The organism is Pseudomonas oligotrophica (assembly GCF_021726475.1).
Lineage (GTDB): Bacteria > Pseudomonadota > Gammaproteobacteria > Pseudomonadales > Pseudomonadaceae > Stutzerimonas > Stutzerimonas oligotrophica.
Genome location: NZ_JAKJRU010000004.1, coordinates 83,518 through 110,482, shown reverse-complemented (window position 1 = coordinate 110,482; position 26,965 = coordinate 83,518). Strand labels below are relative to the sequence as shown.

At 68.6% G+C, this 26,965-nt stretch carries 23 protein-coding genes and 1 pseudogene; 16 read left to right on the top strand and 8 right to left on the bottom strand.

Features of this window, described 5'->3' with window-relative positions; genetic code table 11:
- Positions 1-25 precede the first annotated feature (25 nt).
- The 4 genes from L3N39_RS09940 (at position 26) to L3N39_RS09925 (ending at position 5,321) form a co-directional block, all read left to right on the top strand.
- The gene (locus tag L3N39_RS09940; protein WP_237257173.1) at positions 26-1,657 is read left to right on the top strand and encodes a VRR-NUC domain-containing protein; all 1,632 of its coding nucleotides are present in this window, start codon (positions 26-28) and stop codon (positions 1,655-1,657) included.
- Positions 1,657-3,903, top strand: coding sequence for an ATP-dependent DNA helicase (locus L3N39_RS09935; protein WP_237257172.1), 2,247 nt, complete (start codon positions 1,657-1,659; stop codon positions 3,901-3,903). Before L3N39_RS09940 ends, L3N39_RS09935 begins: the two co-directional genes overlap by 1 nt.
- A gap of 118 nt (positions 3,904-4,021) precedes the next feature.
- A complete protein-coding gene (gene aroQ / locus L3N39_RS09930) occupies positions 4,022-4,477 on the top strand; it encodes a type II 3-dehydroquinate dehydratase (RefSeq protein ID WP_237257171.1) in 456 nt (151 codons plus the stop codon).
- On the top strand, positions 4,467-5,321 hold the full coding sequence (locus L3N39_RS09925; protein WP_237257170.1) for a shikimate dehydrogenase: 855 nt from the start codon (positions 4,467-4,469) through the stop codon (positions 5,319-5,321). Before aroQ ends, L3N39_RS09925 begins: the two co-directional genes overlap by 11 nt.
- Positions 5,322-5,357: 36 nt before the next feature.
- Here L3N39_RS09925 and L3N39_RS09920 read toward each other — a convergent pair whose 3' ends face one another.
- The 5 genes from L3N39_RS09920 to L3N39_RS09900 all read right to left on the bottom strand — a co-directional run bounded on the left by L3N39_RS09920 (position 5,358) and on the right by L3N39_RS09900 (position 11,157).
- On the bottom strand, positions 5,358-6,026 hold the full coding sequence (locus tag L3N39_RS09920) for a TetR/AcrR family transcriptional regulator (protein ID WP_237257417.1): 669 nt from the start codon (positions 6,024-6,026) through the stop codon (positions 5,358-5,360).
- A 76-nt stretch (positions 6,027-6,102) separates the two neighbouring features.
- On the bottom strand, positions 6,103-7,992 hold the full coding sequence (quiC, locus tag L3N39_RS09915) for a 3-dehydroshikimate dehydratase QuiC (protein WP_237257169.1): 1,890 nt from the start codon (positions 7,990-7,992) through the stop codon (positions 6,103-6,105).
- Positions 7,993-8,273: 281 nt separating this feature from the next.
- Complete coding sequence (locus tag L3N39_RS09910; protein WP_237257168.1) at positions 8,274-9,089, bottom strand: sugar phosphate isomerase/epimerase family protein; 816 nt, start codon at positions 9,087-9,089, stop codon at positions 8,274-8,276.
- 31 nt (positions 9,090-9,120) lie between these two features.
- Complete coding sequence (locus L3N39_RS09905) at positions 9,121-10,170, bottom strand: Gfo/Idh/MocA family protein (RefSeq protein ID WP_237257167.1); 1,050 nt, start codon at positions 10,168-10,170, stop codon at positions 9,121-9,123.
- 210 nt (positions 10,171-10,380) lie between these two features.
- Entirely contained in the window at positions 10,381-11,157 is a 777-nt protein-coding gene (locus L3N39_RS09900) for an IclR family transcriptional regulator (RefSeq protein ID WP_237257166.1), read from the bottom strand.
- Positions 11,158-11,671: 514 nt separating this feature from the next.
- Between L3N39_RS09900 and L3N39_RS09895 the strand changes: the two genes are divergently transcribed.
- From L3N39_RS09895 to L3N39_RS09845, 11 genes are all read left to right on the top strand, one after another.
- Positions 11,672-12,136, top strand: a complete 465-nt coding sequence (locus L3N39_RS09895; RefSeq protein WP_237257165.1) for a tripartite tricarboxylate transporter TctB family protein — start codon at positions 11,672-11,674, stop codon at positions 12,134-12,136.
- A 10-nt stretch (positions 12,137-12,146) separates the two neighbouring features.
- Complete coding sequence (locus tag L3N39_RS09890) at positions 12,147-13,652, top strand: tripartite tricarboxylate transporter permease (protein ID WP_237257164.1); 1,506 nt, start codon at positions 12,147-12,149, stop codon at positions 13,650-13,652.
- Positions 13,653-13,686: 34 nt separating this feature from the next.
- Complete coding sequence (locus tag L3N39_RS09885) at positions 13,687-14,688, top strand: tripartite tricarboxylate transporter substrate binding protein (RefSeq protein ID WP_237257163.1); 1,002 nt, start codon at positions 13,687-13,689, stop codon at positions 14,686-14,688.
- A 112-nt stretch (positions 14,689-14,800) separates the two neighbouring features.
- Positions 14,801-16,042, top strand: a complete 1,242-nt coding sequence (locus L3N39_RS09880) for an OprD family porin (RefSeq protein ID WP_237257416.1) — start codon at positions 14,801-14,803, stop codon at positions 16,040-16,042.
- Positions 16,043-16,521: 479 nt separating this feature from the next.
- A complete protein-coding gene (locus L3N39_RS09875; protein ID WP_237257162.1) occupies positions 16,522-17,211 on the top strand; it encodes a c-type cytochrome in 690 nt (229 codons plus the stop codon).
- A 52-nt stretch (positions 17,212-17,263) separates the two neighbouring features.
- Positions 17,264-18,139: a DUF6969 family protein gene (locus L3N39_RS09870; RefSeq protein WP_237257161.1), complete on the top strand. Its 876-nt coding sequence runs from the start codon at positions 17,264-17,266 to the stop codon at positions 18,137-18,139.
- Between the two features lie 50 nt (positions 18,140-18,189).
- Entirely contained in the window at positions 18,190-18,720 is a 531-nt protein-coding gene (locus L3N39_RS09865; RefSeq protein WP_237257160.1) for a TetR/AcrR family transcriptional regulator, read from the top strand.
- 48 nt (positions 18,721-18,768) lie between these two features.
- Positions 18,769-19,446, top strand: coding sequence for a haloacid dehalogenase type II (locus tag L3N39_RS09860; RefSeq protein WP_237257159.1), 678 nt, complete (start codon positions 18,769-18,771; stop codon positions 19,444-19,446).
- A 92-nt stretch (positions 19,447-19,538) separates the two neighbouring features.
- Positions 19,539-20,144 carry an RNA polymerase sigma factor gene (locus tag L3N39_RS09855; RefSeq protein ID WP_237257158.1) on the top strand — a complete coding sequence of 202 codons (606 nt, stop codon included), beginning with the start codon at positions 19,539-19,541 and terminating at the stop codon, positions 20,142-20,144.
- Positions 20,138-20,377, top strand: coding sequence for an anti-sigma factor family protein (locus L3N39_RS09850; RefSeq protein ID WP_237257157.1), 240 nt, complete (start codon positions 20,138-20,140; stop codon positions 20,375-20,377). Before L3N39_RS09855 ends, L3N39_RS09850 begins: the two co-directional genes overlap by 7 nt.
- Before the next feature lie 249 nt (positions 20,378-20,626).
- On the top strand, positions 20,627-22,729 hold the full coding sequence (locus L3N39_RS09845) for a TonB-dependent receptor family protein (protein WP_237257156.1): 2,103 nt from the start codon (positions 20,627-20,629) through the stop codon (positions 22,727-22,729).
- A 99-nt stretch (positions 22,730-22,828) separates the two neighbouring features.
- On the opposite strand, the pseudogene L3N39_RS09840 reads toward L3N39_RS09845, so the two are convergent.
- Positions 22,829-23,529, bottom strand: a pseudogene (locus L3N39_RS09840) (potassium channel family protein).
- Positions 23,519-24,847: a TrkH family potassium uptake protein gene (locus tag L3N39_RS09835; RefSeq protein WP_237257155.1), complete on the bottom strand. Its 1,329-nt coding sequence runs from the start codon at positions 24,845-24,847 to the stop codon at positions 23,519-23,521. Before L3N39_RS09835 ends, L3N39_RS09840 begins: the two are co-directional and overlap by 11 nt.
- A gap of 288 nt (positions 24,848-25,135) precedes the next feature.
- On the opposite strand from L3N39_RS09835, the gene L3N39_RS09830 reads away from it, so the two are divergent.
- The gene (locus L3N39_RS09830; RefSeq protein ID WP_237257153.1) at positions 25,136-25,738 is read left to right on the top strand and encodes a nucleotidyltransferase family protein; all 603 of its coding nucleotides are present in this window, start codon (positions 25,136-25,138) and stop codon (positions 25,736-25,738) included.
- 40 nt (positions 25,739-25,778) lie between these two features.
- Here L3N39_RS09830 and L3N39_RS09825 read toward each other — a convergent pair whose 3' ends face one another.
- A complete protein-coding gene (locus tag L3N39_RS09825; RefSeq protein WP_237257152.1) occupies positions 25,779-26,759 on the bottom strand; it encodes an XdhC family protein in 981 nt (326 codons plus the stop codon).
- Positions 26,760-26,965 lie beyond the last annotated feature (206 nt).

Here is a 26,965-nt window from a genome sequence, read left to right as displayed (position 1 = left end):
CCAGGCGCACGCCGCCGCTGGCCTCATGCGTGACCCGCTGCCCAATCCCTTCTACTACCTCGACAACTTCCAGCAGGTGCTCGACTGGGTGTCCCGGCGCCACGGCGACCTGCTGGATGCGACCGAACGCACCTTCATCGAAACCTTCGGCAGCCTGCCGCAGGCCTCGCGCGCGCTGCTGGTGCGCATGGTCATGCGCAAGGGCGAACTGTTTCGCGCGAGCAAGCTCACCTACCAGGAGATCGGCTGCCCGCATGCCGCGGCCGAGCCACTGGCGGCCCTGGGCTGGATCGAGACCGCGCCGCTGCTGAGCGGCACCCAGCTGTTCGCCCTGCTGAACAAGGCGGAACTGCTCGGCGCGTTCGCCCCGAGCGGCCTGAGCGGGCTGCGCAAGGCCGAGCTGTTCGAGCGCCTGGCGGACCGATTGACCGGCGAGCGCCCGCTGGCCGACTGGTGCCCGGCGCTGGCCGAGCGGGTCTTCGGGCTGCGCATCGGTGACTGCTGCGAGCGCCTGCGCCTGATGTTCTTCGGCAACCTGCGCCAGGACTGGTCGGAATTCGTGCTCGCCGACCTCGGCATCCATCGCTACGAGCAGGTGGAGTTTTCCGCGGCCTCGCGGGCCTTCGCCTGTCGTGCGGACATCGACGCCTACCTGCAGCTGCAACGCTGCCGCGACGCCTTCGACGGCGGTGCGGCAGCCGCCGAGGTGCTGGCCTGCATCCCGCGCGAGGCGTTCGCCAACCCCTGGCTGGAGAGCCGGCGCGGCAAGCTGCTGCTGCGCCTCGGCCTGCAGTTCGAACGCGACGGCGAACTGGGCGAGGCCCTGCGTGTGCATGCCGGCAACCGCTACGCCGGCGCCCGCGAACGCGCCATTCGCGTGCTCGAGCGCTGCGGCCAGCTGCAGGCGGCGCTCGAGCTGGCCGACCAGGCGGCCGCCGCGCCGGAAAGCGAACACGAGGCCCAGCAGTTGCAGCGCATCGTCCCGCGCCTGCGCCGCGGGCTGAGCGGCATACCGCAACCGCGCCCACGCGACGGCGCGGTCGAGCGGCTCGACCTCGAGTTGCCGTACTGTGGCCTGCGCGTCGAGCAGGCGGTGTGCGAGCACCTGGGCCTGGCCGACGCCCCGGTGCACTACGTGGAGAATGCCCTGCTCGGCTCGCTGTTCGGCCTGCTCTGCTGGGACGCCCTGTTCGCGCCGCTGCCCGGGGCGTTCTTCCACCCCTTCCACTGGGCGCCGGCCGACCTCGACCGCCCGGACTTCCAGCAGCGCCGCGCCGGGCTGTTCCAGCAGTGCCTGGCCCGCCTGGACAGCGACGACTACCGCGAGTGGATCCGCCGGACCTACCGCGCCAAGGCCGGCATCCACTGCGCCTTCGTCGCCTGGGGCCTGCTCGCCGAGGAGCTGCTGGAACAGGCGCTGGCCTGCATCCCGGCGCGCGACCTCAAGCTGATCTTCCAGCGCATCCTCGGCGACGTGCGGACCAACCGCTCCGGGTTGCCCGACCTGGTGCAGTTCTGGCCCGCCGAGCGGCGCTACCGGATGATCGAGGTCAAGGGCCCCGGCGACCGCCTGCAGGACAACCAGAAACGCTGGATCGAGTACGCCGGGCAACACGGGCTGCCGATCAGCGTCTGCCATGTGCGCTGGGCCGGGTGATGGAGTACCGCGTCGCGGTCCGCGCGCTGTGCGAGTTCAGCGCCAAGCAGGGCGATCTCGACCTGCGCTTCACACCCTCGCCCACCGCCCAGGAAGGCATCGCCGGACACCAGCGGGTCGCCGCGCGCCGCGCTGCCGAGTACCAGCGCGAGGTGCCGCTGCAGGGCCGCTACCGCAGCCTCGAGGTGCGCGGCCGCGCCGATGGTTACGACCCGGCGCGCAACCGCCTGGAGGAGATCAAGACCTACCGCGGCGACCTGGCACGGCAGCCGGCCAACCACCGCCAGCTGCACTGGGCCCAGGCGCGGGTCTATGGCTGGCTGCTGTGCCAGGCGCGCGGGCTGGCGGGCCTGGAGGTAGCACTGGTCTACTTCGACATCGTCTCGCAGAAGGAAACGCTGCTTGGCGAATACCAGAGCGCCGAACAACTGCGGCTGTTCTTCGAGGCCCAGTGCGAGTGCTTCCTCGCCTGGGCCGAAGGCGAACTGGCCCATCGGCAGGCGCGCGACCGGCAGCTGCTCGCCCTGCGCTTTCCCTTCGCCGCGTTCCGCCAGGGCCAGCGCCCGCTCGCCGAGGCGGTGTACAAGTCCGCCTGCACCGGTACGCTGTTGCTGGCCCAGGCGCCGACCGGCATCGGCAAGACCCTCGGCACGCTGTTCCCGACGCTCAAGGCCATGCCCGGCCAGGCGCTGGACAAGCTGTTCTTCCTCGCCGCCAAGACCTCCGGTCGCGGCCTGGCGCTGGACGCCCTCGAGCGGCTGCGCGACCAGGCACCGGGGCTGCGCGTGCTCGAGCTGGTCGCCCGGGACAAGAGCTGCGAGCACCCGGACAGGGCCTGCCACGGCGAATCCTGCCCGCTGGCGCGCGGCTTCTACGATCGCCTGCCCGCCGCCCGCGCCGCGGCTGCCGCGCACGGCACGCTACGCCAGGCCGAGCTGCGCGCCATCGCCCTCGAGCACGCCATCTGCCCCTACTACCTGGGCCAGGAAATGGCGCGCTGGGCCGACGTCATCGTCGGCGACTACAACTACTACTTCGATCTCGGCGCCCTGCTGCACGGGCTGACGCAGGCCAACGACTGGCGTGTCTGCGTGCTGGTGGACGAGGCGCACAACCTGCTCGAGCGCGCCCGCGGCATGTACAGCGCCGAGCTGGACCAGCGCCGCTTCAGCGGGCTGGCCAAGGCCGCGCCGGCCGCCCTGGCCAGGGTGCTGCGCAAGCTGAACCGCGCCTGGAGCGAGCTGCATCGCGAGCAGCGGCAGGCCTACGCGGTACTGCCGCAGCTGCCGCTCAAGCTGATCGGCCTGCTGCAGCAACTGGTCGGCGAGGTCACCGACCTGCTCGCCGAAACGTCCGAGGGGCTTTCGCCGGAGCTGCGCGACGCCTACTTCGCCGCCATGCAGTTCTGCCGCTTGGCCGAGCTGTTCGACGATCACTCGCTGCTCGACTGCAGCCTGCTCGACAGCGGCAGGCGCCGGCTGTCACGCCTGTGCCTGCGCAACCTGATTCCGGCGCCGTTCCTCGCACCGCGCTTTGCCCAGGCGCGCAACAGCGTGCTGTTCTCCGCCACGCTCAACCCGCGGCATTTCTACCGCGACACCCTCGGTCTGCCCGAAGCCCACGCCTGGCTCGACGTCGAGCCGCCGTTTCGCAGCGAGCAGCTACAGGTACGCCTGGCGCGGGACGTCTCGACCCGCTTCGCCGACCGCCAGGCCTCGCTCGCACCGATCGTCGAACGCCTGGCGCGGCAGTACCTCGAGCGCCCCGGCAACTACCTGGCCTTCTTCAGCAGCTTCGACTACCTGCAACAGGTGGCCGAGCTGTTCCAGCGCGAGCACCCGGGCATCACCTGCTGGCAGCAGACCCGGCAGATGGACGAGGCGGCGCGCGAGGCCTTTCTCGCCCGCTTCAGCGAGGATGGCCAGGGCATCGCCTTTGCCGTGCTCGGCGGCGCCTTCGCCGAGGGCATCGACCTGCCCGGCACGCGGCTGATCGGCGCCTTCATCGCCACCCTCGGCCTGCCTCAGGTCAACCCGGTCAACGAGGAGTTGCGCGCACGCATGCAGGCGCGCTTCGGCGCCGGCTACGACTACGCCTACTTCTATCCCGGCCTGCAGAAGGTGGTGCAGGCCGCGGGACGGGTGATCCGCACCCCCGAGGACGAAGGCGTGATCCACCTGATCGATGATCGCTTCGCCCAGCCGCGCACCCGGCGCCTGCTGCCGGGCTGGTGGCGGGTGGACTGACCTGCTGCACTTCGTTCGGTAATCGCCCACTTCCTGGCGCCCGGCGGCTCCCGCCACTGTTTCGTCGACGCGGCTTTGTTACTGTATTAACCAGTTAGTTACTTACAGGACAATACGCGTGCACCCTCTGATCCTCGTGCTCAACGGCCCCAACCTGAACCTGCTCGGCACCCGCGAGCCGGCCACCTATGGTCACGAGACGCTGGCCGACATCGCCGAGCTGTGCCGGCGCACCGGCGAGCGGCACGGCCTGGCGGTGGAGTTCTTCCAGACCAACCACGAGGGCGAGCTGATCGAGCGCATCCACGCGGCCCGCGGCCGCTGCGCCGGCATCCTGATCAACCCGGCGGCCTGGACGCACACCTCGGTGGCGATCCGCGATGCGCTCGCCGCGGTGGAGCTGCCGGTGATCGAGGTGCACCTGTCCAACGTGCACAAGCGCGAGGCCTTCCGTCACCACTCCTTCGTTTCACCGATCGCCCTCGGGGTGATCGCCGGCCTGGGCAGCAACGGCTATCGCCTGGGCCTCGAGCATTTCGCTCAGTTGCTCAAAGGAATCCACCATGACCAATAACAAGACCGCCTCCGTGCTGGCCGGGCTGATCGGCGCCGGTATCCAGCTTTCGCGCACGCCGGCGCTGCACGAGCGCGAGGGCGATGCCCAGGGCATCCGCTACCTGTACCGGTTGATCGACCTGGACCAGCTCAAGCTGGACACTGGCGCCCTGCCCGAGCTGCTGACCGCCGCCGAACACATGGGCTTCACCGGACTCAACATCACCTTCCCGGCCAAGCAGGCGATCATCCCGCTGCTCGACGAGCTGTCGGACGAGGCGCGCGGCATCGGTGCGGTGAATACCGTGGTGCTCAAGGATGGCAAGCGCGTCGGCCACAACACCGACGCGCTGGGCTTCGCCGAAGGCCTGCGTCGCGGCCTGCCGGGTGTCGCGCGGCGCCGCGTGGTGCAGATGGGCGCCGGCGGCGCCGGTGCCGCGGTGGCCCATGCGCTGCTCGCCGAGGGCGTCGGGCAACTGAGCATCTTCGAGGTCGAGCCCGCGCGTGCCCAGGGCCTGGTGGACAACCTCAACGCCAGCTTCGGCGCCGGCCGCGCGGTAGTCGGCCGCGACCTGCCGGCGGCGATGGCCGAGACCGACGGCCTGGTCAACACCACCCCGGTGGGCATGGACAAGCTGCCCGGCACGCCGCTGCCGCTGACGCTGCTGCGCCCGGCGCTGTGGGTGGCCGAGATCATCTACTTCCCGCTGGAAACCGAGCTGCTCAGGCATGCCCGCGCGCTCGGCTGCAAGACCCTCGACGGCGGCACCATGGCGGTATTCCAGGCAGTCAAGGCCTTCGAGCTGTTCACCGGCGTCGAAGCCGACGCCGCCCGCATGCAGGCCCATTTCCTCGACATGTGATCACATGCGGCCCCAAAGGCGGGGGCCGTCGTGCGCTCAGGCCTGCAGGTAGCGCAGAATCGAGTCGCAGATCATCGCCTTGTGGCGCGCCTTGACCGCTTCATCGTGCAGGTCGATCTGGAAGATCTCGCCAAAGGTGTGGCGGTTGGAGTTGCGGTAGAAGCAGAACGAGCTGATCAGCAGGTGCACGTCCAGCGCCAGCAGGCCCGGGCGGAACACACCCTCGGCCTCGCCGCGGCGGAGGATCTCGTCGAGCAGGCGCAGCACGTTGTTGCTCATCGAGCGGATGGCCTGGGATTGCTTGACGTATTCGCCGTTGTGGATGTTCTCGACGCTGACGATACGGATGAAGCCGGGGTTGCGATCGTGGTGATCGAAGGTGAACTCCACCAGCCGGCGAATCGCCTCGCGCGGTTCCAGCTCGGCCAGGTGCAGCGCGCTCTCGGTGTTGCGGATCTCGCCGTAGAGCGTCTCCAGCACCTTGAGGTAGAGCTGCTCCTTGTTGCCGAAGTAGTAGTAGATCATCCGCTTCGAGGTGCGGGTGCGCTCGGCGATGCTGTCGACCCGCGCGCCATACAGCCCCTGCTCGACAAACTCGGCGACCGCCGCCTGGAGGATGTCGGCGCGGGTCTTCTCCGGATTGTTCTTGCGCGTCTTGCGGCCCGCGGGCGGTGTCGCGGCGCTGGGATCGACTGCCTGGTTCATGGTCTCGGGAGTATCGCTCATCAAGGAGGCGTGCATTATGACCACCCCGCCTGCAGGCGCCTAGCCGGCCGGGCGTTCATGCCCGGCCGCCCCGTGCCTTGGCCAGTGCCGCCAGGCGCACCGCGACGTTCGCCGCGCCGTAGCCCGTGTAGCCGTTCTTGCGCTGCAGCAGCTCGAAGAAGAAGCGATCCTCGAACGGCTCGGTATAGACGTGGAACAGCTCGCCGCCCTGCGCGTCGCGGTCGTAGAGCACGTTGTAGTAGGCCAGCTCGCTGAGGAACTCGTGGTCGAAGTCGAAGCGCGCGGCCAGGTCGTCGTAGTAGTTCAGCGGGATCTCCAGCAGCGGCACGCCGGCATCCTTGGCGCGGGCGATCTCGGCGAACAGGTCGTCGCAGGCAAAGGCGATGTGGTGCACGCCCGAGCCACGGTAGCTGGACAGCGCATGGGAGATCGCCGTGTTGCGGTTCTCCGAGACGTTCAGCGGCAGGCGAATGCTGCCGCAGCGGCTGCGGATGGCGCGGCTCTTGACCAGCCCGTAGGGGTCGGGCAGCACCACCTCGTCGTCGGCGCGGAAGTCGAACAGCGCCTTGTAGAACAGCACCCAGCTGTCCAGGCTGTCGGCCGGCAGGGCCATGGCCATGTGGTCGATGTGCTTGAGGTTGCCGGTTGGCTCGGCGGCCGGGGCGAGGTTGAAGTCGGTCTGGTAGATCGGCTCCCCGCCCTCCTGCACCAGGTAGATCAGGCTGCCGTCCGGCGCGCGCACCGCGGGGATCTCGCGCTCGTTGGGGCCGACCAGGCCGCGGTACGGCTGGCCCCTGAACGCCCGGGCGCGCTCCAGCGCATTTGCACCGTCGCGCACCCGCAACGCGGTGGCGCACAGCGAGGGGCCGTGGGCCTCGAAGAAGTTGTGGGCGAAGGAATACGGTTCGGCGTTGAGCACAATGTTGATCTCGCCCTGGCGCAGCAGGCTGACATTCTTCGAGCGGTGCTCGCCGGCGCGGGCGAAGCCAAGGCGCTCCAGCCAGGTGCGCAGCTTGGCGGCGCAGGGCTCGTCCACGGCGAACTCGAGGAACTCCACGCCGTCGTAGCGGCTGGCCGGCGGTGGCGCGAACAGCTGCTCGAGGTTGGTCGGCGGCTGCGGGTCGGCCTCCAGCAGCTTGCGGGTCTTTTCCTCGAGGTAGAGTAGCGAGCGCAGCCCGTCGGCGGCATTCGCCCGCGGCGGTGCGGCGCGGAAGCCGTCATTGAAGATTTCCAGCGACAGCGGGCCGCTGTAGCCGCTGCGGATGATCGGCGCGAGGAAATTCGGCAGGTCGAACTCGCCCTGGCCGGGGAAGCAGCGGAAGTGCCGGCTCCACTCCAGCACGTCCATGGCCAGCAGCGGTGCATCGGCCATCTGCACGAAGAAGATCTTGTCGCCGGGCACCTCGGCGATCGCCGCCGGATCGCCCTTGAGCGAGAGGGTATGGAAGCTGTCGAGGATCATCCCCAGCGCCGGGTGGTCGACCTGCCGGACCAACCGCCAGACCTGCTGCCAGGTGTTGACATGGCGGCCCCAGGCCAGGGCCTCGTAGCCTATCCGCAGGCCGCGCTTGCCGGCACGCTCGGCCAGCAGGCCGAGGTCGTCGGCGAGGATTTCCTCGTCGCCCAGGCTGTCGGCGGCGACATTGCTGCACACCAGCACCAGGTCGGTGCCCAGTTCCTGCATCAGGTCGAACTTGCGCTCGGCGCGGTCGAGGTTGCGCTGCAGACGCTCACGCACGCAGCCCTCGAAATCGCGGAACGGCTGGAACAGGGTGATGGCGATGCCCAGGTCCGCGCACATCCTGCGGATGTCGGCCGGGCTGCCGGAGTAGTACAGCAGGTCGTTCTCGAAGATCTCGACACCGTCGAAACCCGCGGCGGCCACCGCCTCGAGCTTTTCCGGAAGGGTTCCGCTGAGCGAAACGGTTGCGATCGAGCGATGCATACGGGCTCCTTGAAGCGGGGCGAACGACCGACCCGGACGGGTCGCGGGACGCGATATGACGGCAGCCGGCTCCCGTCAATCTCAACTGGATTATTTAGGGCGGTTATCGAATAGGCAAAGCAAAATGTACTAACCGGTGCGTTTAGTGTTCGATTACCGAACTATCGAGTTGACCGACCCAGGCGCCGCTGAACACCACTATCACCTGATCCCACAATCTACTTGTCACCCTGGCCTGGCTGTACGGCATGACGCCAAGGCTGAGCGCTGGTACCGGCAACTCACAGCCGGGCCAGCAGCGCGCGCGTCTTGTCCAGCGCCAGGCGCGCACGCGCCAGCGCGCCGACGCCCTGCTCCAGCAGCTGGCGCGTGGGAATCTCCAGGCTCAGGGCGATGCCGGCGGGCATCGCCCTGAGCAGGCCGGGCAGGTCGCAGTCGCCATCGCCGGGAAAGCGCCGCTCGTTGCGCGCCTGGCGCAGGATCTCGTCCATGTCCTGCGGTACCGGGCCGGCCACGTCGCACAGTTGCATGTAGCGCAGCCGGGCCGGATCGACACCGGCCAGGTCCGCCAGCCGCGAGCGCGAGCGGTTGAAGTGGAAGGCATCGACCAGCACGCCGCCGTTGGGCTGGCCGGCCGCCTCGACGATGCGCAGCGCCTGGCTCAGGTCGCGGGCGTCGGTCCAGGGCATGAATTCCAGGTGCGGGTGCAGGCCGTAAGGCGCCGCGAGCTCGCAGAGCGCGGCGAAGTTGTCGGTCTGGCGGGCTTCGTCGGGATCGTTGCCCGCCACCAGCAGCTCGCTGGCACCCAGCTCGGCACCGACCGTCAGGATGGCCTCGAACCCGGCCACCCGGGTCTCGGGCTTCAGCCGCAGGATTTCCACATCCAGCACACCGATGCCGCTGTCGCGCAGCCGGGCCTGGGTGGCGCGGCGCAGCCCGGCATCGGCCACCAGCGGGAAGTGCTGCTCCTCGGGGGTCGCCGGGACCAGGCGCAGGCCGACGTGGCTGTAGCCGGCACGCGCCGCGACCTCGACCATTTCCGGCGGAGACAGCTCGAGGACCGTCAGGGCGGCCAGGGAGAGGACAGGTTCGTTCATGGATTCACTCGACGATCGGTTGGACATGGGTTCAGAGCGGCCGGGGCGCGACCGCGCGGCCGCTGTCGACGGCCTGCCGGATCGCCTCGACCAGCGCCAGGGTGCACCCGGCATCGGCGGCGCTCACCAGCGGCGGGGCCTCGCCACGCGCTACCTGGACGAAATGTTCGAGCTGCAGGCGCAGTGCCTCGCCGGCCGGCAGCGGCTCGCTCGAGCGCAGCAGCGGTTGGTGCCAGCCGGCGCCCGCCTGGGCGTAGCGCCAGTGCTGCAACTGCGGCAGGCTCAGCGCGCCCTCGGTGCCGGCGAGCAGGTAGCACGGCTGGTCGAACTGGCGCGGGTAGACCGGGTTCTCGCCTGAGCCCAGTTCCCAGCTCCAGGGCGCCGCCACCGCGTCGGAAGCGGTCAGGCTGCCCAAGGCGCCGTTCTCGAACTGCAGCAGCACCGCCACGCTGTCCTCGTTGGCGAAGCCGCGCACGCCGTTGTCGCTGAACGCCTGCACCTGGCGCACCTCGCCGCACAGGTGACGCAGCAGGTCGAGGTCGTGGATCAGGTTGGTCAGCAGCATCCCGGCACCCGGCTCGCGGCGCCAGGCCACATCGAAGTAGCTGGCTGGCTTCTGCAGCTGCCAGAGCGCGGTCACGGTGGTCAGCCGCCCCAGCGCACCCCCGGCGATCAGCGCACGGGCACGGGCGATCAGCGGGTTGTGCCGCCGGTGATGGCCGACCAGCACCGGCACGCCGAGCCGCTCGCTCGCCTCGACCAGCCTGCGGACCTCGTCCAGCCCGATGCCGGCCGGCTTCTCCAGCAACACCGGCACGCCCTGCTCGAGGCAGGCCAGCGCCGTGCTCACGTGCAGCGCGTTGGGGTTGGCGACGATGGCCGCCTGCGGGCGCGCCTCGGCGAGCAGCGTGCGGTGATCGGCAAACAGCGGCACGCCGAGCCCGGCCGCGTAGGCCGCCGCCTGCGGGCCGGGATCGGCGATGGCGCAGATCTCGGCCGCGGCCAGCTGCGCCAGATGCTGCTGGTGCTGGCGGCCCATGACACCGGCACCGATCAGGGCAATGCGAAGGGGTTGCTGCATCGGGAATGCCTCATGCTGATGCTGGAACGTGATTCCAGTTTCAGTCGACTATCCCGCTTTTCCAGGCCAGGCGCCAGCCGCGCTCGGGACTGGCCCGAGCGTTCGAATCAAAATGGGTGCGATTAACGAACAAGGAGCGTCCGCCGGAACGAGCGCTTTCATCCATAGCATGGCCGCGCGCCCCGGCCGGCTCGCCCTGCGGATGCCAGCTCAGGCGAACAGTTCCGAAGCCTGGCTGGCGTCGGACAGCTCCTCGCTGGCGGCCAGCAGACAGGGCGCCAGCTCGTGCATGCGCGCCTCGGAGAGTCGCGCCGTGGGCCCGGCGACACTGAGCACGCCGATCGGGCGCCCGTCCAGCGGATGCCGCACCACCGCCGCCATCGCCGACATGCCCATCGCCGAGCTTTCCACCACCCAGGCATAGCCGCGCTCGCGGGCCAGCCGCAGGCGCTCGAGCAGCGCCTGTTCGTCGCGCGGGGCATTCGGGCCGAGCATGTCGGCCGGTACCGGCCCCTGCCGCGCCACCCGCTGCAGCGCCTCGGCATCGGCCATGCTGGCCAGCCAGGCGTGGCCGCTGGCGGTGGGAAACAGCGGCGCCTCGCGGCCCATGTCCGGGTCGTAGCGCAGGCCGCTGCGCGCGCCCTGGGACTTGGCGATCCAGGTCAGGCGGTCGTCATCGATCACGCCCAGGCGCACCAGTTCGCCGGTCTGCTCGGCCAGGCGATCGAGGATCGGCTGGACGATGTCCACCCCGCTGTTGCCCAGGTAGCGAAAGCCCATCGCCACCAGCCGGCTGGTCAGCAGGTAGTGGCCGCTGCGCGCGTCCTGGCGGACGTAGCCCAGCCGTGCCAGCTCGGCGAGCATCCGGTGGGTGGCGCTGCGCGGAATCCGCAACTGGTCGGCCAGCGCATGCAGGGCCATTCCGCCCGGCTGGCTGGCCAGGCACTCGAGCACTCCGATGGCTCGCTCGATCTGACTTCCCGCCATGTCTGTCTCCTCTGTGTGGGCCGCGCGATTCTAGGGCCTGGCAGCCACCTTGCGCGAGCCGCGCGATGCCACCTCGTGCCTGCGCACCCGGTGGCACAGGCCGCAGCGAATAGCGACGTTCGCTACCGCCTGCCGGGCCTTTGGTGGTGCCGACAGGGCGGCGTGAAAATATTGTTCGAACTGGTTAGTTTCTGGGCGATAATCGGCCAACTCGATTTGCGCGCCCGCTTCGGCAGGCACACTATTGAGCCCAAGCCGAGGTGGAACCCCCTACGGTGCGAACAACTACAAGATTCACGAACAACAGGTTCCTTGCATGTACGAGCTCTCCTCCCCGCACCGGGGTGCCGGTCGCTTCCGGTCCCCGTCCACATCGCATGCGAGCCGGGCCTCCAGCCCCGGGATCTCCAGCGATCCGACCTCAACGGTGGCCGCCATGCATAGCGCCCCCACCACCAGCCCTGATTTCGCCCGCTCATCCCGAACCGAGCCCCAGGCCACGGAGCGTGCCGCCATGCCCAAGCAGAGACGACTGGTCGGCGAACTGGCCTTCGCCGTGCTGATGCTCGCCCTGAGCCTCGTCATCGGTTACCTGGCCTACCAGATTTCCGGCTTCTCCTCGATCAACTCCGCCGGCGCCTTTCCGCTGGGCGTGAGCCTGATCATGCTGCTCTCGGCGCTGTGGTTCGTGATCGAGGCGATCGCCCGCCAACCGGCCGAGGCCACCGGCCTGGCGGCGCTCAGGCAGTTCTGCCGCGAGCACTTCCCGCCGCAGGTGCTGGGCTTTCTCGGCCTCGCCGTGGCCTACCTGGTGGGCATGAACTGGCTGAGCTTCTACCCCAGCACGGCGTTGTTCCTGATCGCCAGCATGGTCTACCTGCGCAAGGGCGGCGTGCTGATCGCCGCGGCCGTGACCGTGCTGACCATCCTGCTGGTGTACCTGCTGTTCACCCTGGTGTTCAGCGTCTACCTGCCCTGAGGCCACCGACATGAGCGAAGCCCTTTCCTACTTCACCATGGCCTGGTTCGACCTGGGCCTGCTCGGCCTGACCGCGCTGGGCACCTTCGCCGGCATCTACATCGGCGCGATCCCCGGCCTGTCGGTGACCATGGCGGTGTCGATCCTGGTCTCCTTCACCTTTGGCTGGGAGGTCAACCAGGCCCTGGCGCTGATCGTCGGCATCTACATCGGCGGCGTCTACGGCGGCTCGCGCAGCGCCATCCTGCTGAACATCCCCGGCGCGCCCTCCTCGGTGGCCACCGCCTTCGACGGCTACCCGCTGGCCAAGCGCGGCGAGGCCGGGCGCGCCATCGGCCTGTCCACCGTGATGTCGGTGATCGGCGGCCTGATCGGCGTGCTGGTGCTGGCCAGCGCGGCGCCGATCATCGGCAACCTGGCGCTGAAGTTCGCCCCGCGCGACTACTTCCTGATCGCCGGCATCGGCCTGCTGCTGGTCGGCAGCCTGGCCCAGGGCTCGCTGGCCAAGGGCATCTTCGCCGCCGCGCTGGGCGCGATCATCGGCATGGTCGGCATGGACCCGGTGACCGCCGAGGGTCGCTTCACCCTGGGCAACATCAACCTGATGGGCGGCATCCACTACGTGGTGGTGATGATCGGCCTGTTCGGTGTCGCCGAGGCGCTCGGCATGCTGCACAACATGGGCGTCGCGCCGGTGAAGCAGAAGGTCGACAAGATCATCCCGTCGTTCGCCATGGTCATGAAGTTCCTGCCGCTGTCGATCCGCACCTCGCTGATGGGCACCATCATCGGCGTGCTGCCGGGCGTCGGCGGCGACATCGCCGCGCTGATGGCCTACGACCATGCCAAGCGCTCGGTGAAGAAGCCAACCCGGCCGTTCGGCGAAGGCGCCTACGAAGGCCTGGTGGCCCCGGAGACCGCCAACAGCTCGGCGGTCGGCGGCGCCTACGTGCCGATGCTGACCCTGGGCATGCCCGGCGACGCGGTGACCGCGGTGATCATCGGCGCGCTGGTGATCCACGGCCTCAACCCCGGGCCGATGCTGATGGTCGAGAACCCGCACATCTTCTGGTTCACCGTCGGCAACCTGGCGCTGGCCAACATCTTCCTGCTGGTGTTCGGGCTGATGGGCATCAAGCTGTTCGCCAAGCTGGTGGAAATCCCCAAGGCCATGCTGATCCCGCTGATCCTGGTGCTCTGCACCGTGGGTACCTACTCGATCAACAGCAGCATGATGGAGGTGTTCTGGATGCTCGGCTTCGGCATCGCCGGCTACTTCCTCAAGACCTTCGGCTTCCAGATGGGCCCGATCATCCTCGGCGTCATCCTCGGCCCGCTGATGGATACCTCCTACCGCCAGGCCATGTCCTCGGTGGGCGACGATCCGCTGGCCTTCCTTGCCTCGCTGTTCACCAACCCGCTGTCGTTGATCCTGACGACCGGCCTGGTGCTGATTCTGCTGAGCAATACCCCCTTGATGGGGCTGATCAAGAAGCGCCGGGCCGCGGTGGCCTGACCGCCTCACTTACAACAACAAAACGGAGAAACCGATGATCAAGAAAATCCTTGCTGGCATCACCCTGGGCGCGGCGGCTGCCGGCCTGGTCCTCCCGGCCCATGCCGAATACCCGCAGCGCAATATCCAAGCCGTGGTGCCCTGGGGCGCGGGCGGCGCGACCGACATCGTCATGCGCAGCCTGATCCCCCACGTGGAGAAGGAACTGGGTGGCAAGTTCATCATCAACAACCGCACCGGCGGCACCGGCGTGATCGGCAGCAACTACGTGCTGACCCAGCGCCCGGACGGCCACACCGTGCTGCTCGCCGCGGAGAACGCCCAGCTCTATCCCCTGCTCGGCCTGGCCGAGTTCGACTACGGCGACTTCCACACCATCAACATCATCGGCCAGAACGCCGCGGTGATCGCCGCCCCGGCCGACAGCCCGTACAACTCGATGGCCGAGCTGCTCGCCGCCGCCAAGGACAAGCCCAGCACCCTGCGCATGGGCGTGACCGGTGCCGGCGGCCTGCCGGGCTCGGTCCACGCGATGATCGAGGCGGTCGATGACCTCAAGGTGCGCGAAGTCACCTTCGCCGGCGACGGCCCGGGCATCACCGCGATGCTCGGCGGCCACCTGGACTTCATGCCGCTCAGCCTGATCGCCGCCAAGGAGATGATCACCAGCGGCAAGCTCAAGGGCCTGGCCGTGGTATCGGCCGAGGAAAACCCCGCCCTGCCGGGCGTCGCGCCGATCACCGATGCGCTGCCGGAGATGAAGAAGTTCCTGCCGTGGGGCCCTTTCTGGGGCGTCTGGGTTCGCCAGGACACCCCCGACGAGGCCAAGCAGAAGCTGAGCGAGGCATTCGCCAAGGCCGTGGCCAAGGATGAGTTCCAGTCCTTCCTGACCAAGATGGGCGCCCTGCCGCTGAACCTCTCCGGCGACGAGGCCAAGCAGTACCTGGATCGCTGGCAGTCGGTGACCACCTGGTCGCTGTACGAGGCCGGTGCCACCCAGACCTCCCCGGAAGGCCTGGGCATTCCCAAGCCCTGACCGATCCCGGCCCGGCACTGCGCCGCCGGGCCATTCCCCCTCTTCGCATCCATGCATTGGAGGGGGCCGTGCAACCTGCGTTTCGCAAAGCCATACAAGGAAAACAACAATGATGCGACTCACCGCACGCCAACCGCACGCCCTGCTGGCCCTGGCCGTCAGCCTCGCCGCCGTCAGCACCGGCAGCCAGGCCGCCGGCTTCGTGGAAGACAGCAAGGCCTCGCTGAACCTGCGCAACTTCTATATCGGCCGCGAGTTCCGCGACGACTCGGTCGACCGCACCAAGGCCGAGGAATGGACCCAGAGCTTCATCCTCAACCTGCAGTCCGGCTACACCCCGGGCCCGGTCGGCTTCGGCGTCGATGCCCTGGGCATGCTCGCGGTCAAGCTCGACGGCGGTCGCGGCACCTACGGCACCGCCCTGCTGCCGACCCATGACGACAACCGCCCCGCCGACGACTTCGGCCGCCTGGCTCTCGCCGCCAAGCTGAAGGTCTCGGCCACCGAACTGAAGGTCGGCGAGATGATGCCGGTGCTGCCGATCCTGCGCTCGGACGATGGCCGCTCCCTGCCGCAGACCTTCCGGGGCGGCATGCTCACCTCCAAGGAGATCGACAAGCTCACCCTGCTCGCCGGCCAGTTCCGCCAGAACAGCACGCGCGACGACGCCAGCATGGAGGACATGTTCTACGGCGGCGCCGGCTCCGACCGCTTCAACTTCGTCGGCGGCGAATACGCCCTGAGCCCCAGGACCACCCTCGGCCTCTGGCACGCCGAGCTCAAGGACGTCTACCAGCAGCAGTACGCCCAGTTGCTGCACGTCCAGCCGCTCGGCGAGCGCCTCACCCTGAGCGCCAACCTCGGCTACTTCCACGGCGGCGAGGACGGCGCCGAACGCGCCGGCAAGCTGGACAACGACACCTACTCGGGCCTGTTCGGCCTGAAATTCGGCGGCAACACCTTCTATGTGGGCCTGCAGAAGGTCGACGGCGACACCTGGATGCGCGTCAACGGCACCAGCGGCGGCACCCTGGCCAACGACAGCTTCAACAACAGCTACGACTACGCCGGCGAGCGCTCCTGGCAGCTGCGCCACGACTTCGACTTCGCCAGCGTCGGCATCCCCGGCCTGACCCTGATGAACCGCTACATCAGCGGCGACAACATCCAGGTCGGCGGCATCGAGGACGGCGAGGAATGGGGCCGCGAGTCGGAGCTGGCCTACACCGTGCAAAGCGGCCCGCTGAAGAGCCTCAACATCAAGTGGCGCAACTCCAGCCTGCGCCAGGACTGGGCCACCCGCGACCTCGACGAGAACCGCATCATCCTCAACTACCCGCTCAACATCCTCTGACACCCGCGCGACTACCCGTCGCCCACCCCGCTCCTCGTTGCTTCGGCCGACTGCCTGCGCAGTCGGCCTTTTTCTGGCGACCGCCGCTGCCGCGTGGACAAGGCTGCGCCGTTGTCCACCCTACGAACCTGCCGCTCAACATCCTCTGGCCCCCGGGCGACGCCCGTCGCCCACTCCGCTCCTCGTTGCTTCGGCCGACTGCTGCACAGTCGGCCTTTTGTGCCGCAACCACACGAACCTCACCGTAGGGTGGAAAACGACCGCCAGGTCTTTTCCACCACCGGTCCCGCAAACAACGGGCAGCGTGCACGTGATTCCCGGACGGGCTGTAACAAGCGGCAGCCTGCTGCATCCATGGGATGACGGTCGCGGCGACCGGGCACAGCCTGGGTCGCGGCCGCGAACGGCAGCCTTGCGACGGCGCCAGCCATGCTGGCCCGGCAACGCGGCCTCGACCGCCCCTTGAAGAGGATCCTCCCATGCGCCCGTTCCCACTCCAGCAACCACGACAGGGCGACCATCGCGCCCTCGCGGTCCGTGTCTCGGCCAGCGTCCTGGCAATGGCCCTGGCAGGCTCCGCGCTGGCGGCTGCCTGCGCGCCCCGCGCAGCCAGTTGCGCACCGGCGAGCCAATCACCCTGCACCGGCCGCAATCCCTGTGCCAGCCGTAATCCGTGCAGCGCCAAGGGCGGCTGCAGCGCCACCCCGGCGAAGAACCCCTGTGCCGCGAAAAACCCGTGCGCGGCGAAGAACCCCTGCGCGGGCAAAAATCCCTGCACGCCCAAACCCGGCGCGGCAGCGCCCAACCCCTGCGCGGCGAAGCGCGTCACGCGGCCGGCCAACTACCGGCCATACCAGGGCTCGCCGGCCGAGTTGCAGGGCTACGGCAAGCAGCTCTATGGCGATGCCCAGCTGAGCAGCAATGGCCTGTCCTGCGAGAGTTGCCACCAGGACGGCGCGCTGTTCCAGGCGGGCTTCACCCAGCCCTACCCTCACGAAGTCGCCATGGCCCGGGAGCGCTTCGGCCTGAGCCAGGTGTTTCTCGACGAGATGGTGCAGATCTGCATGGTCGCACCGATGGCGAGCCAGCCACTGGACTGGCGATCGAAGGAGCTGGCCGCCCTGACCGCCTATGTGACGAGCCTGCAGCAGGGCTTCGGCGCCCAATAACCAATGCCCGGCCGGGGATGACCCCACCCCGGCCTGCCTGCGAGGAACCGTGATGAACGACCACACCCACCCCGGCTTCGCCAGTGCCCTGGCCGACTGCCCGCTACGGCTGCCCTCGGCCGCCAGCCTGCCGGCCGCACGGCGTGCACGACTGCTCGACGCCGCAGCCGAACTCGAGCGCTGCCAGCGCGCCCTGGCCAAGGCCGGGCTGAACACGGTCGGCGAGCTGCTCAAGGGGCACGACGGCTTCTACGAGATGAATCACTACCCGGACGGCGACGTCCACGACCACGACAGCCACGCGCAGTACTACTACCACGCCCATCGTGAAGGCGCGGGCGAGCATGGCCACTTCCACACGTTCCTGCGCGGCCCGGCGATTGCCTCGTCGCGGCAGCCACCGGCCAAAGGCGAATGGCCGCCGGGCGAGGCGGCCATCGTTCACCTGGTCGGCGTATCGATGGACGCCTGGGGTGCGCCGATCGGCCTGTTCGCCTGCAACCGCTGGGTCACCGACGAAACCTGGTACCCGTCGCCCATGCTGAAGACGCTGCTACCCCTGTTCCGCGTCGATCACGCCTACCCTTGCTGGGCGACCAATCTCTGGCTGACGGCGCTGCTGCAACTGTTCGGCCCGCATATCGAGGCGCTGCTCGAGCACCGCGACCAGGTCATCGCCCGCTGGAGCGAGCGCCATCCGGGCGAGGATGCCCTCGAAGACCGTCGGCTGGAGATCACCGGCCAGCTTCGCATCGACGTGGACGACTGGCGCGCGTCGCTGGTGGCTGCCAGCGACTCGCACTTGGGTTTCGGACCTTTCGGTACTGAAATCAGCCTGCCGCCGCGAACAGATTCCCCTCATATCTATGAAACGCCACATGCCATCGGATTGAATTTCGAACCATATGGTCCACACTCAACCTCATGAACCCCGGACGCCCACGTACCTTCGACACCGAGCCCGTGCTGGAAAAGGCCATGCAGCTTTTCTGGAGCCAGGGCTATGAAGCCACCAGCCTGCAGGACCTGCTGACGGCCACTGGCCTGGCCCGCAGCAGCCTGTACGAAAGCTTCGGCAGCAAGCAACGGCTGTTCGAGGCGGCCTTCGAGCGTTATTCCCACCAACGCGCCGCCGACATGCAGCGGCGGCTCGAGCAAGCTGCCGTACCGCTGGACTTCATCCACGAATGCCTGCTGTCGGTACTCGACGATGTCGGCGGCGAGCCGCCGCGCGGCTGCATGCTGGTCAACGTGACCAATGAATTCTCCACGCGAGACCCCATTGTCGGTGCGCTGATCGAACAGGCCGGCCGGCTGTTCCGCCAGGTATTCGCCGATGCCTTCGCGCGTGCCCAGGCTGCCGGGCAGATGCCTGCCGAGCGTTCGCCGGCCACGCTCGCGCTGTACATGCACTGCACCATGAGCGGGCTGCGCACCCAGGCCAAGTCCGGCCTGACGCGCCGCGAGCTGCTCGGCGTGATCGACCTCTTCATGGCCGGGCTGCGCTGAGCGCGGCCCGACGAAGCAACGAATCGAACCAACCCAGGAGCACACCGCATGATCGACGTCGTCGCCTTCGACATCTATGGCACCCTTATCGACACCCAGGCGATACAGGGCAAACTCGCCACCCTGGTGGGCGAGCAGGCACCGGCCGTGACACGGCTCTGGCGCCAGAAGCAGCTGGAATACAGCTTCCGCCGCGGGCTGATGCGCGACTACCGCGACTTCTCGGTGTGTACGCGGGATGCGCTGGTCTATGCCTGCCGCGAGTTCGGCGTGACGCCCGACGAGCCGGCGATCGAGCGGATGATGGCGGCCTATGCCGAACTCGACGCCTTCGCCGAGGTGGCCGACAGCCTGCAACGGCTGGCAGCCGGCGGCCGACGCCTGGTGGCCTTTTCCAACGGCAGCCGGGCGGCGGTCGAGCGGCTGCTGGAGCACGCCGGCATCCGCGAGGTCTTCGCGGCGGTCGTCAGTGTCGAGGCGGTCGGCACCTTCAAGCCGGCGCCGGAGGTCTACGCGCACCTGTGCCAGGTCTGCGAAAGCGCCGCGCGGGATGTCTGCCTGGTCTCGGGCAACCCGTTCGACATCCTCGGTGCGGCCCACGCGGGCCTGCGCAGCGCCTGGCTGCAGCGCGACCCCGCCACGCAGTTCGACCCTTGGGGCGTGGAACCGGACATCCGCCTGGCCAGCCTCGATGAGCTGCAGGCCCGGCTGGATGCACTGCAGTAGCTGCGCGGGACCGACTGAGCCTGGGGCTTTCGCCACGACGAAGGCCGGATGCCGGTCGACAACCGCGAACGACCACGCCCAGGGAGGGCGGAATGGACAACGAGTTCGAGCTGGTCAGGCAAATCCGCCGGGGCGATGCCGCGGCCTGTACGGCGCTGATCCAGGCCCACCACCGCTTCCTGGTCGCCATGGCGACGCCGCTGGTCGGCCCGGCGCTGGCAGACGATGTCGCCCAGGAAACCTGGCTGAAGGCGTTTGCTGCGATCGGCGAGTTCCAGGGGCGCTCGCGGCTGCGCACCTGGCTGGCGCGTATCGCCCTGAACGAGGCGCGTGCGCTGCTACGCAGGAGCCGGCGGGAAGTATCGCTGGACTGCGACCAGCCTGACGGCATGCCGCCCCTGGCAGGACGCTTTACCGCCGAGGGCGCCTGGGCCCGCCCGCCGATGGACTGGCATCACGACACGCCCGAGGCGCTGCTGACCGAGGCCGAGTTGCTCGAGTGCATCCGCAAGCACCTGTTCCGGCTGCCCGATGCGCAGCGCGCGGTGGTGCTGATGCGCGAGCTGGGTGGGCTGGAATTCGCCGAAATGGCAGCGGCGACCGGCCTCAGCGAAGGCAATGTCCGTGTACTCCTGCATCGCGCGCGGCAGCGCATGCACGCCATGCTGGAGCACTTCGAGGAGCAAGGCACATGCTGAGTTGCAAGCAAGTCACCGGGCTTGGCTCGGACCTGATCGACCGCCAGCTGACCCTGCGCGCACATATGGCACTGCTTGCGCACCTCGGCCTCTGCTCGCGCTGCCGCCGCTATGTCAGGCAGCTGCGGCTCACCTCGCGAACGCTGCAAGCCCTGGCGATGGAAGACGAGCCGGCCAGCGCCGAAATCCTTGCCCGGGTGCGCAAACGCCAGCCAGACCCGCGCCCGCGCTGACCCCCACCTGATCGCCCCTGTGCGTCTCGCTCCAGCCGCACCGCGCCCGCCTGTGCGACACAGAACTTTACACACCGCTTACATAACGATAATAATTCTCAGCCGGTAAAGCGTAGCATTACCAGACGGCATTGAGTTTCATAATGCAAAAATCCTCTGCCCACAATCCAGCCGAAGGCGACGGGCAGCGCTCCGTCGCTGCTGCTCTGTAATGCCCGAGGCCCTCAACAATCAGGAGCTTCCCCCCGCATGATCAGGACGACCCGCCGTATCGGCGTCACCGCCAGCCTGCTGGCCATTGCCATTGCCCAGGCCGCACAGGCCAACGAGACCACCGACAGCCGCCAGGACAAGCAGGACGGCCCGGTATCCCTTGCCCCGCTCGTCATTCAAGGCGATGTGCTGGGGACGGCCAGCGAAGAAGAAGTACGCACCTATGCCGGCAGCCGCAGCGTGGTCGAGGCCCAGGAGCTGGAGAAGGCCAGCGTGCGCGGCCTGGATGACGCCCTGGCGCGGGTTCCGGGGGTGAAGATTCTCGACGAAACCGGTACCGGCGTGCTGCCGCAACTGTCCGTGCGCGGGCTTTCGGAAAGCCGCAGCGGTCGCGTACAGGCGCTTGCCGACGGCATCCCGCTGGCCCTGGCGCCCTATGGCCAGACCAGCCTGTCGCTGTTCCCGCAGACCCTGGCGACGGTCGATCGCATCGACATCGTGCGTGGCGGTGCGTCCGTGCAGTACGGCCCGAACAACGTCGGCGGCGTGATCAACTTCATCAGCCGGCCGATCCCGGAAAAGTGGGAAACCACCCTGCAGGAGCGCGTTACCTTCGCCGCCGGCGGGCGCCAGCTGTACGACAGCTACCTGGGCACCGGTGGGCGCCTGACCGACAACTTCGGCCTGCAGCTGGACGTCAATACCATCAGCGGCGAATACGGCCGCGAGCATTCCGATACCGATGTGCAGAACTACCGCCTGCGCGGCCAGTGGGACATCGACGACAGCCGCAGCCTGAGCTTCGGCGTGCAGCGCTACATCGCCGACATGGACCTGGCCGGTGCGCTCAGCGTGGCCGACTACAAGGACGATCCGCGCCAGTCGACCCGCGACCTCGATCGCTTCGAGGGCGACAGCGACCGCGTCTGGGGTACCTATACCCAGTACCTCGGCGCCATGGGCCCGTTCGACGACGTGGAGTTCAGCTGGACCAACTTCGCCCAGAACAGCTATCGCAACTTTATTGTCGGTCTGCCCTTCGCGCCGGATGCCACGCCGGCCACCCTGCAGGATGCGCCCCGCGACTTCCGGGTCTGGGGTAGCGAGCCGCGCCTGAGCCTCGGCATCGACGGTGATGGCGTCAGCCAGACCTGGCTGCTCGGCGCCCGCCTGGTCAAGGAAAACGTCGATTTCGACGTCGACCGTCTGAACCTGAATACCGGTACCACCAGCGTGGTACGCGACTGGGTATTCGATACCAAGGGCCAAGCCGCCTATGTGAGCAACGAAATCAAGCTGCTCGATGACCGCCTGACTATCACCCCCGGCATGCGTTATGAGCACGCCAAGATGGAGTACGCCGACGGCGTCAGCGGCGTCGAGCGCAAGACCGTCGCCGAAGAGTGGCTGCCCGGTCTGAGCATCGGCTACCAGGCCAGCGACGACTGGTTCGTCTACGCCAACGCGCAGCGCTCGCTGCGGGTGCCTCAGGTGTTCCAGATCGTCAGGGATGGCGTGGTCCAGGCGGAAATCTCACGCAACTACGAGACCGGCGTGCGCTTCACCCCGCAGGAAAACCTGCGCATCGACTTCGGCCTGTACCGCATCGACTTCGACGACCAGATCGTGTTCGCCAACAGCCGCTTCCAGAATCTCGGCAGCACCCGCCACCAGGGTATCGAGACCGAGGTGTTCTGGACCCCGGCCGCGCTGCCAACCCTCGACCTGCACGCCGGCTACGCCTACCTTGATGCCGAACTGCGCACCGGCGACTTCAAGGGCAACGAGGTGCCGTACAGCTCCAAGCACCAGTTCACCGTCGATGGTCGTTACCGCTTCGCCGAGTTCTGGACCTACAGCCTGGATGGCCTCTACGTCAGCAGCGCCTATACCGACGACGCCAACAGCGCCGAGGAGAACGCCAGCGCCTCAGTTGGCGAGCTGCCTGCCTACTGGATCTGGAACACCGCCATCGAGCGCGAGTTCAAGCTGCAGGACCAGAGCGTGCTGACCGCCTCGGCCGGCATCAGCAACCTGTTCGACCGCCAGTACTACTTCCGCGGCATCGACACCAGCCCCAATGGCCGCCAGCCGGCGCCGGGCCGGACCCTGACGCTGGGGGTGAATTACCGCTTCTGATGAGTCGAGCCAACCGGCATCGGGCACCGCCATGGCGGAAACTGATGCCGGCCTGCTCCAGCGGACCGAGCGCCCGGCACATTGTGCCGGGCGTTTTCGTCAGGGCTTCTTGCCCTGGCCGGCGAAGCACTGGATCTTCCCGGTCGGCCCGGAGACGATCAGCAGCTCGCCGGGTATCACCAGTGTCTCCGCGGTGGCGTGCTGGAAGTCCTGGTTGGCGCGCTTGAGGCCGACCACGGTGACGCCGTAGCGCGAGCGGATCGCCGACTGCTCCAGCTTGCGGTTGTGCGCGACCGTGGGGCGTGGATCTTGGCCAGGGCAAAACCGTCGTCGAACTCGATGAAGTCGATCAGCCGGCCGGTAATCAGGTTGGCCACCCGCTCGCCCATGTCCGCCTCCGGATAGACCACGTGATGCGCACCGACGCGCTGGGCGATCTTGCCGTGCTCGAGGGTCAGCGCCTTGACCCAGATGTCCTTGATGCCGAGCTCGGTCAGCGCCATCAGCGTCATCAGGCTGGCCGCGAGGTCGGTGCCGATGCCGACGATGGCATGGGCGAAATCCGCCACGCCGAGCTGGCGCAGCACCATCGCGTTGGTGGCATCGGCCTGCACCGCATGGGTCAGCAGGTCGGCCCAGGCATGCACCGGCTCGGGGTCGCGGTCGATACCCATCACGTCGTGCCCCAGGTGCATCAGCGACTGGGCCACCGCCCCGCCGAAACGCCCCAGGCCAATGACCACGACACTGTCGCCCTTCGAGAAGGCGTGTTGCTCGGTGAACAGCAATTTAGCCAACAATTGGATGCTCCTCAGGATATCGGTAGGGCATCAGGTGCTCGCCCAGGGCCAGTGAAACCGCAAGGGTGATGGTGCCCACCCGCCCGGTGTACATCAGCAGCGTCAGCATCAGCTGGCTGGATTCGGGCAGGTCGGCGGTGATGCCGGTCGACAGGCCGACCGTGCCGAACGCCGAGATGACCTCGAAGATGACCTGGTCGGTAGGGAAATCGGTCTCGCGCAGGATCACCAGCGTGCCCAGCACCACCATCGCGCTGCCCAGCACCAGCACGGTGATGGCCTGGCGCTGGGCGGAATGGCTGACCCGGCGGCCGAAGGCCTCGCTGTCGGCCCGCCCGCGCACCTCGGCGATCACCAGCAGGACGAGGATGACCGCCGTGCCGACCTTCACCCCGCCGGCGGTACCGGCGCTGCCACCGCCGATGAACATCAGCAGGTAGTGCAAGGCCCAGCTCTCGTGGGTCAGCGCGCCGATATCGATGGAATTGAAGCCGGCGGTGCGCGCCGAAACCGAGGCGAACAGCGCCGAAAGCAGCTTGTCGGCCACCGACATCGGGCCCAGCGTGCCGGGGTTGTCCCACTCGAACCAGAGCACGAAGACGAAGCCCACCCACAGCAGGACTGCCGTGCCGCCGAGGGTCAGCTTGGTATGCAGCGACCAGTGGCGCGGGTCGGAGAAGCGGTTGCGCAGGTCATGCAGCACCGGGAAGCCGATGCCGCCGATGACGATGGCCGCCATCACCGGGAACAGCATCGCGCCGTCGCCGGCGTAGCCCATCAGGCTGTCGCCATGGATCGAGAAGCCCGCGTTATTGAACGCCGAAACCGCGTGGAACAGGCCGCTCCAGCCGGCGGCCGGCCACTCCAGCCCGTAGCCGAAGTGCAGTCGCAGCGCCAGCAACCCGGCCACCACCGCCTCCATCCCCAGGGTGACGACAAACACCAGCCGCGCCACGCTGGCGACATCGCCGACGCCCAGCGAGCGCGTCTCGGCCTGGGCGATCAGCCGGGTGCGCAGGCGCAGCGACCGGTTGACCAGCAGGCCCAGCAGCGTGGCGGCCGTCATCATGCCGAAGCCGCCCAGTTGGAACAGCACCAGGATCACCACCTGGCCGAACCCCGACCAGTAGGTGCCGGTGTCGACCACCACCAGCCCCGTCACGCAGACCGCCGACACGGCGGTGAAGAACGCCGTGACCCAGTGCGCCCCGCTGCCGGCGGCGCTGGCCACGGGCAGCATCAGCAGCAGCGTCCCGATAGCGATGACGCTGAAGAACGCGAGTGCCACCACCCTGGCCGGGTGCAGCAGAGATTTCATCCGCTCGTTCCCAATGATCCGATTGAAGAGGCAGGCCGCACGCCCGCCACGGAGTATGGCAAGTGAAGCCGAGCAGGCGCACGGGCTGGCGGCCGGATTCGGCAGAGGCGGGATTCTAGCCGCCTCAGCCCGTCGCGACCACCGGCAAGGCCATTGGCCAGCAGGCGGCCCCGGCATCGCGGCTCTTGACCGGCCAGCGGAATCTTGGCTCAGTGCCCTGGGCTTCGCGGCCGGCATGTCTTTGGCCGCGCCAGCGCAGCGCTGGCTGACGCGATGCAGGAGAACAGCATGTCCGACAAGATCCCGATGGTCGCCGCGCTGGTCCTGGCAGCGGGCGCCGCGAGTCGCTTCGGTAGCGACAAGCGCCGCGCCCGGCTGGCCGATGGCCGGACCCTGCTGGGCAGCAGCCTGGATGCGCCCATGGCGCTGCTGGCCGAAGCCTGGCTGGTGCTGCGCCCGGAGGACGACCGCCAGGCGCTCGGCGTGCCAGCCGAAACCCGCGTGGTACGCAGCGAAACCGCCCGCGCAGGGATGGGCCACAGCCTGGCGAGCGGCATCGATGAACTGCTGCGCGCCTCGTCGGCTACCAGCGCGGCGATCTTCCTCGGCGACATGCCCTGGCTGCGTCGCGACACCCTCGTCGCCCTGGCCGCCCATGCTGCGGCGCACCGGATCGTCGTGCCGAGCTGGCATGGCCGGCGCGGTCACCCGGTAATCTTCGGCCGCCAGTTCTGGCCTGAACTCAGCCGCCTGGACGGCGACACCGGCGCCCGCGCGCTGCTGCAGGCGCATGCCGCCGCCGTCCAGGTGGTCGAGGTGGACGATCTGGGCGTGGTGCTGGATGTCGACACGCCGGAAAGCCTGGCGCAGCAAGCAGCGCGCCAGTCTTAGCTGCGTCAACCCAGGCCGGCGGCCCGAGCGTCACTTCCCTTCAGAGCGCGTCGCGCGGCCGGCCGCGGTAGACCCTGAGCACATCGGCCATCACCGCAAGGGCTATTTCCGCCGGCGTCTTGCTGCCCAGCGCCAGGCCGATGGGCATGTGCAGCCGCGCGATCTGCGCCTCGCCCAGGCCGCCGGAGCGACGCAGGCGTTCGGCGCGCGCCTGCGAGGTACGCTGCGAGCCCATCACGCCGATGTAGAACGCCGGAGTGCGTACGGCCTCGATCATCGCCAGGTCGTCGATGCGCGGGTCGTGGGTCAGCGCCACCACCGCGGTGGCGGCGTGGCAGCCGTCCGCGGCGATGAACTGCGAGGGCAGCTCCGGGCGCAGCTCGACGCCAGGCACGCGAAAGCCGGCGTGGGCCTCCTCGCGCGGGTCGCAGACGATCACTTCGAAGCCCAGCGCCTGGGCGAACTGGGCGCAGGCGACCGACACCGGCGAGATGCCGGCGATCACCAGCCGCGCAACGGGGCCGATCCGCACCTCCAGCCGCTGCCCATCGGCGGCGCGCGCCACCCGCGGGCCCGGGCCATCGTCGTCGCGCAGTTGCCACTGGCCGTCGCGCAGGTCGACGCAGCGCAGCAGATGCTCCCCGCCGCGCAGCGCCTCGCCAAGGCGCGCCAGGTGTTGCTGCGTCGCCGCGCTGGCCGGCAGGCGCTCGACCAGCACCTCGAGAATGCCGCCGCATGGCAACGCCACGCGCGATCCCAGGGGCTCGTCCGGATCGCCATAGCGCAGCGTGCCGACGGCACGCTCGAACGCGCCCTCCTGCAGCCGCCGGAGGAAATCCTCCTCGACACAACCGCCGGAGAGCGAACCGACATGCGCGCCATCGCGGCGCGCCGCCAGCAGCGACCCCGGCTCGCGCGGCGAGGAGCCGAAGGTGGCCAGCACCGTGCACAGCCAGACCTCATGCCCCTCCTGCGACCACGCCAGCGCCTGCTCGATGACCTGGGCATCCAGATTCTGCATACGAAACGACCCGACCTTGCCCCTGGGGGCACCGATTGATGGGAAGAAGCTGCCGTGCAAGCCCGTGCCCATCCCGGGCCGGCAGCGGCAGAAGCCGGCCGTCGACCACGATGGGACCGGACACTAGCTCCCGCAGGCGCCAGGCCCGGCGCACTGTCGCCCTGATGCATCGGACCGTGCCTGGCGGCCGCGGTTGCGCTGCGCTG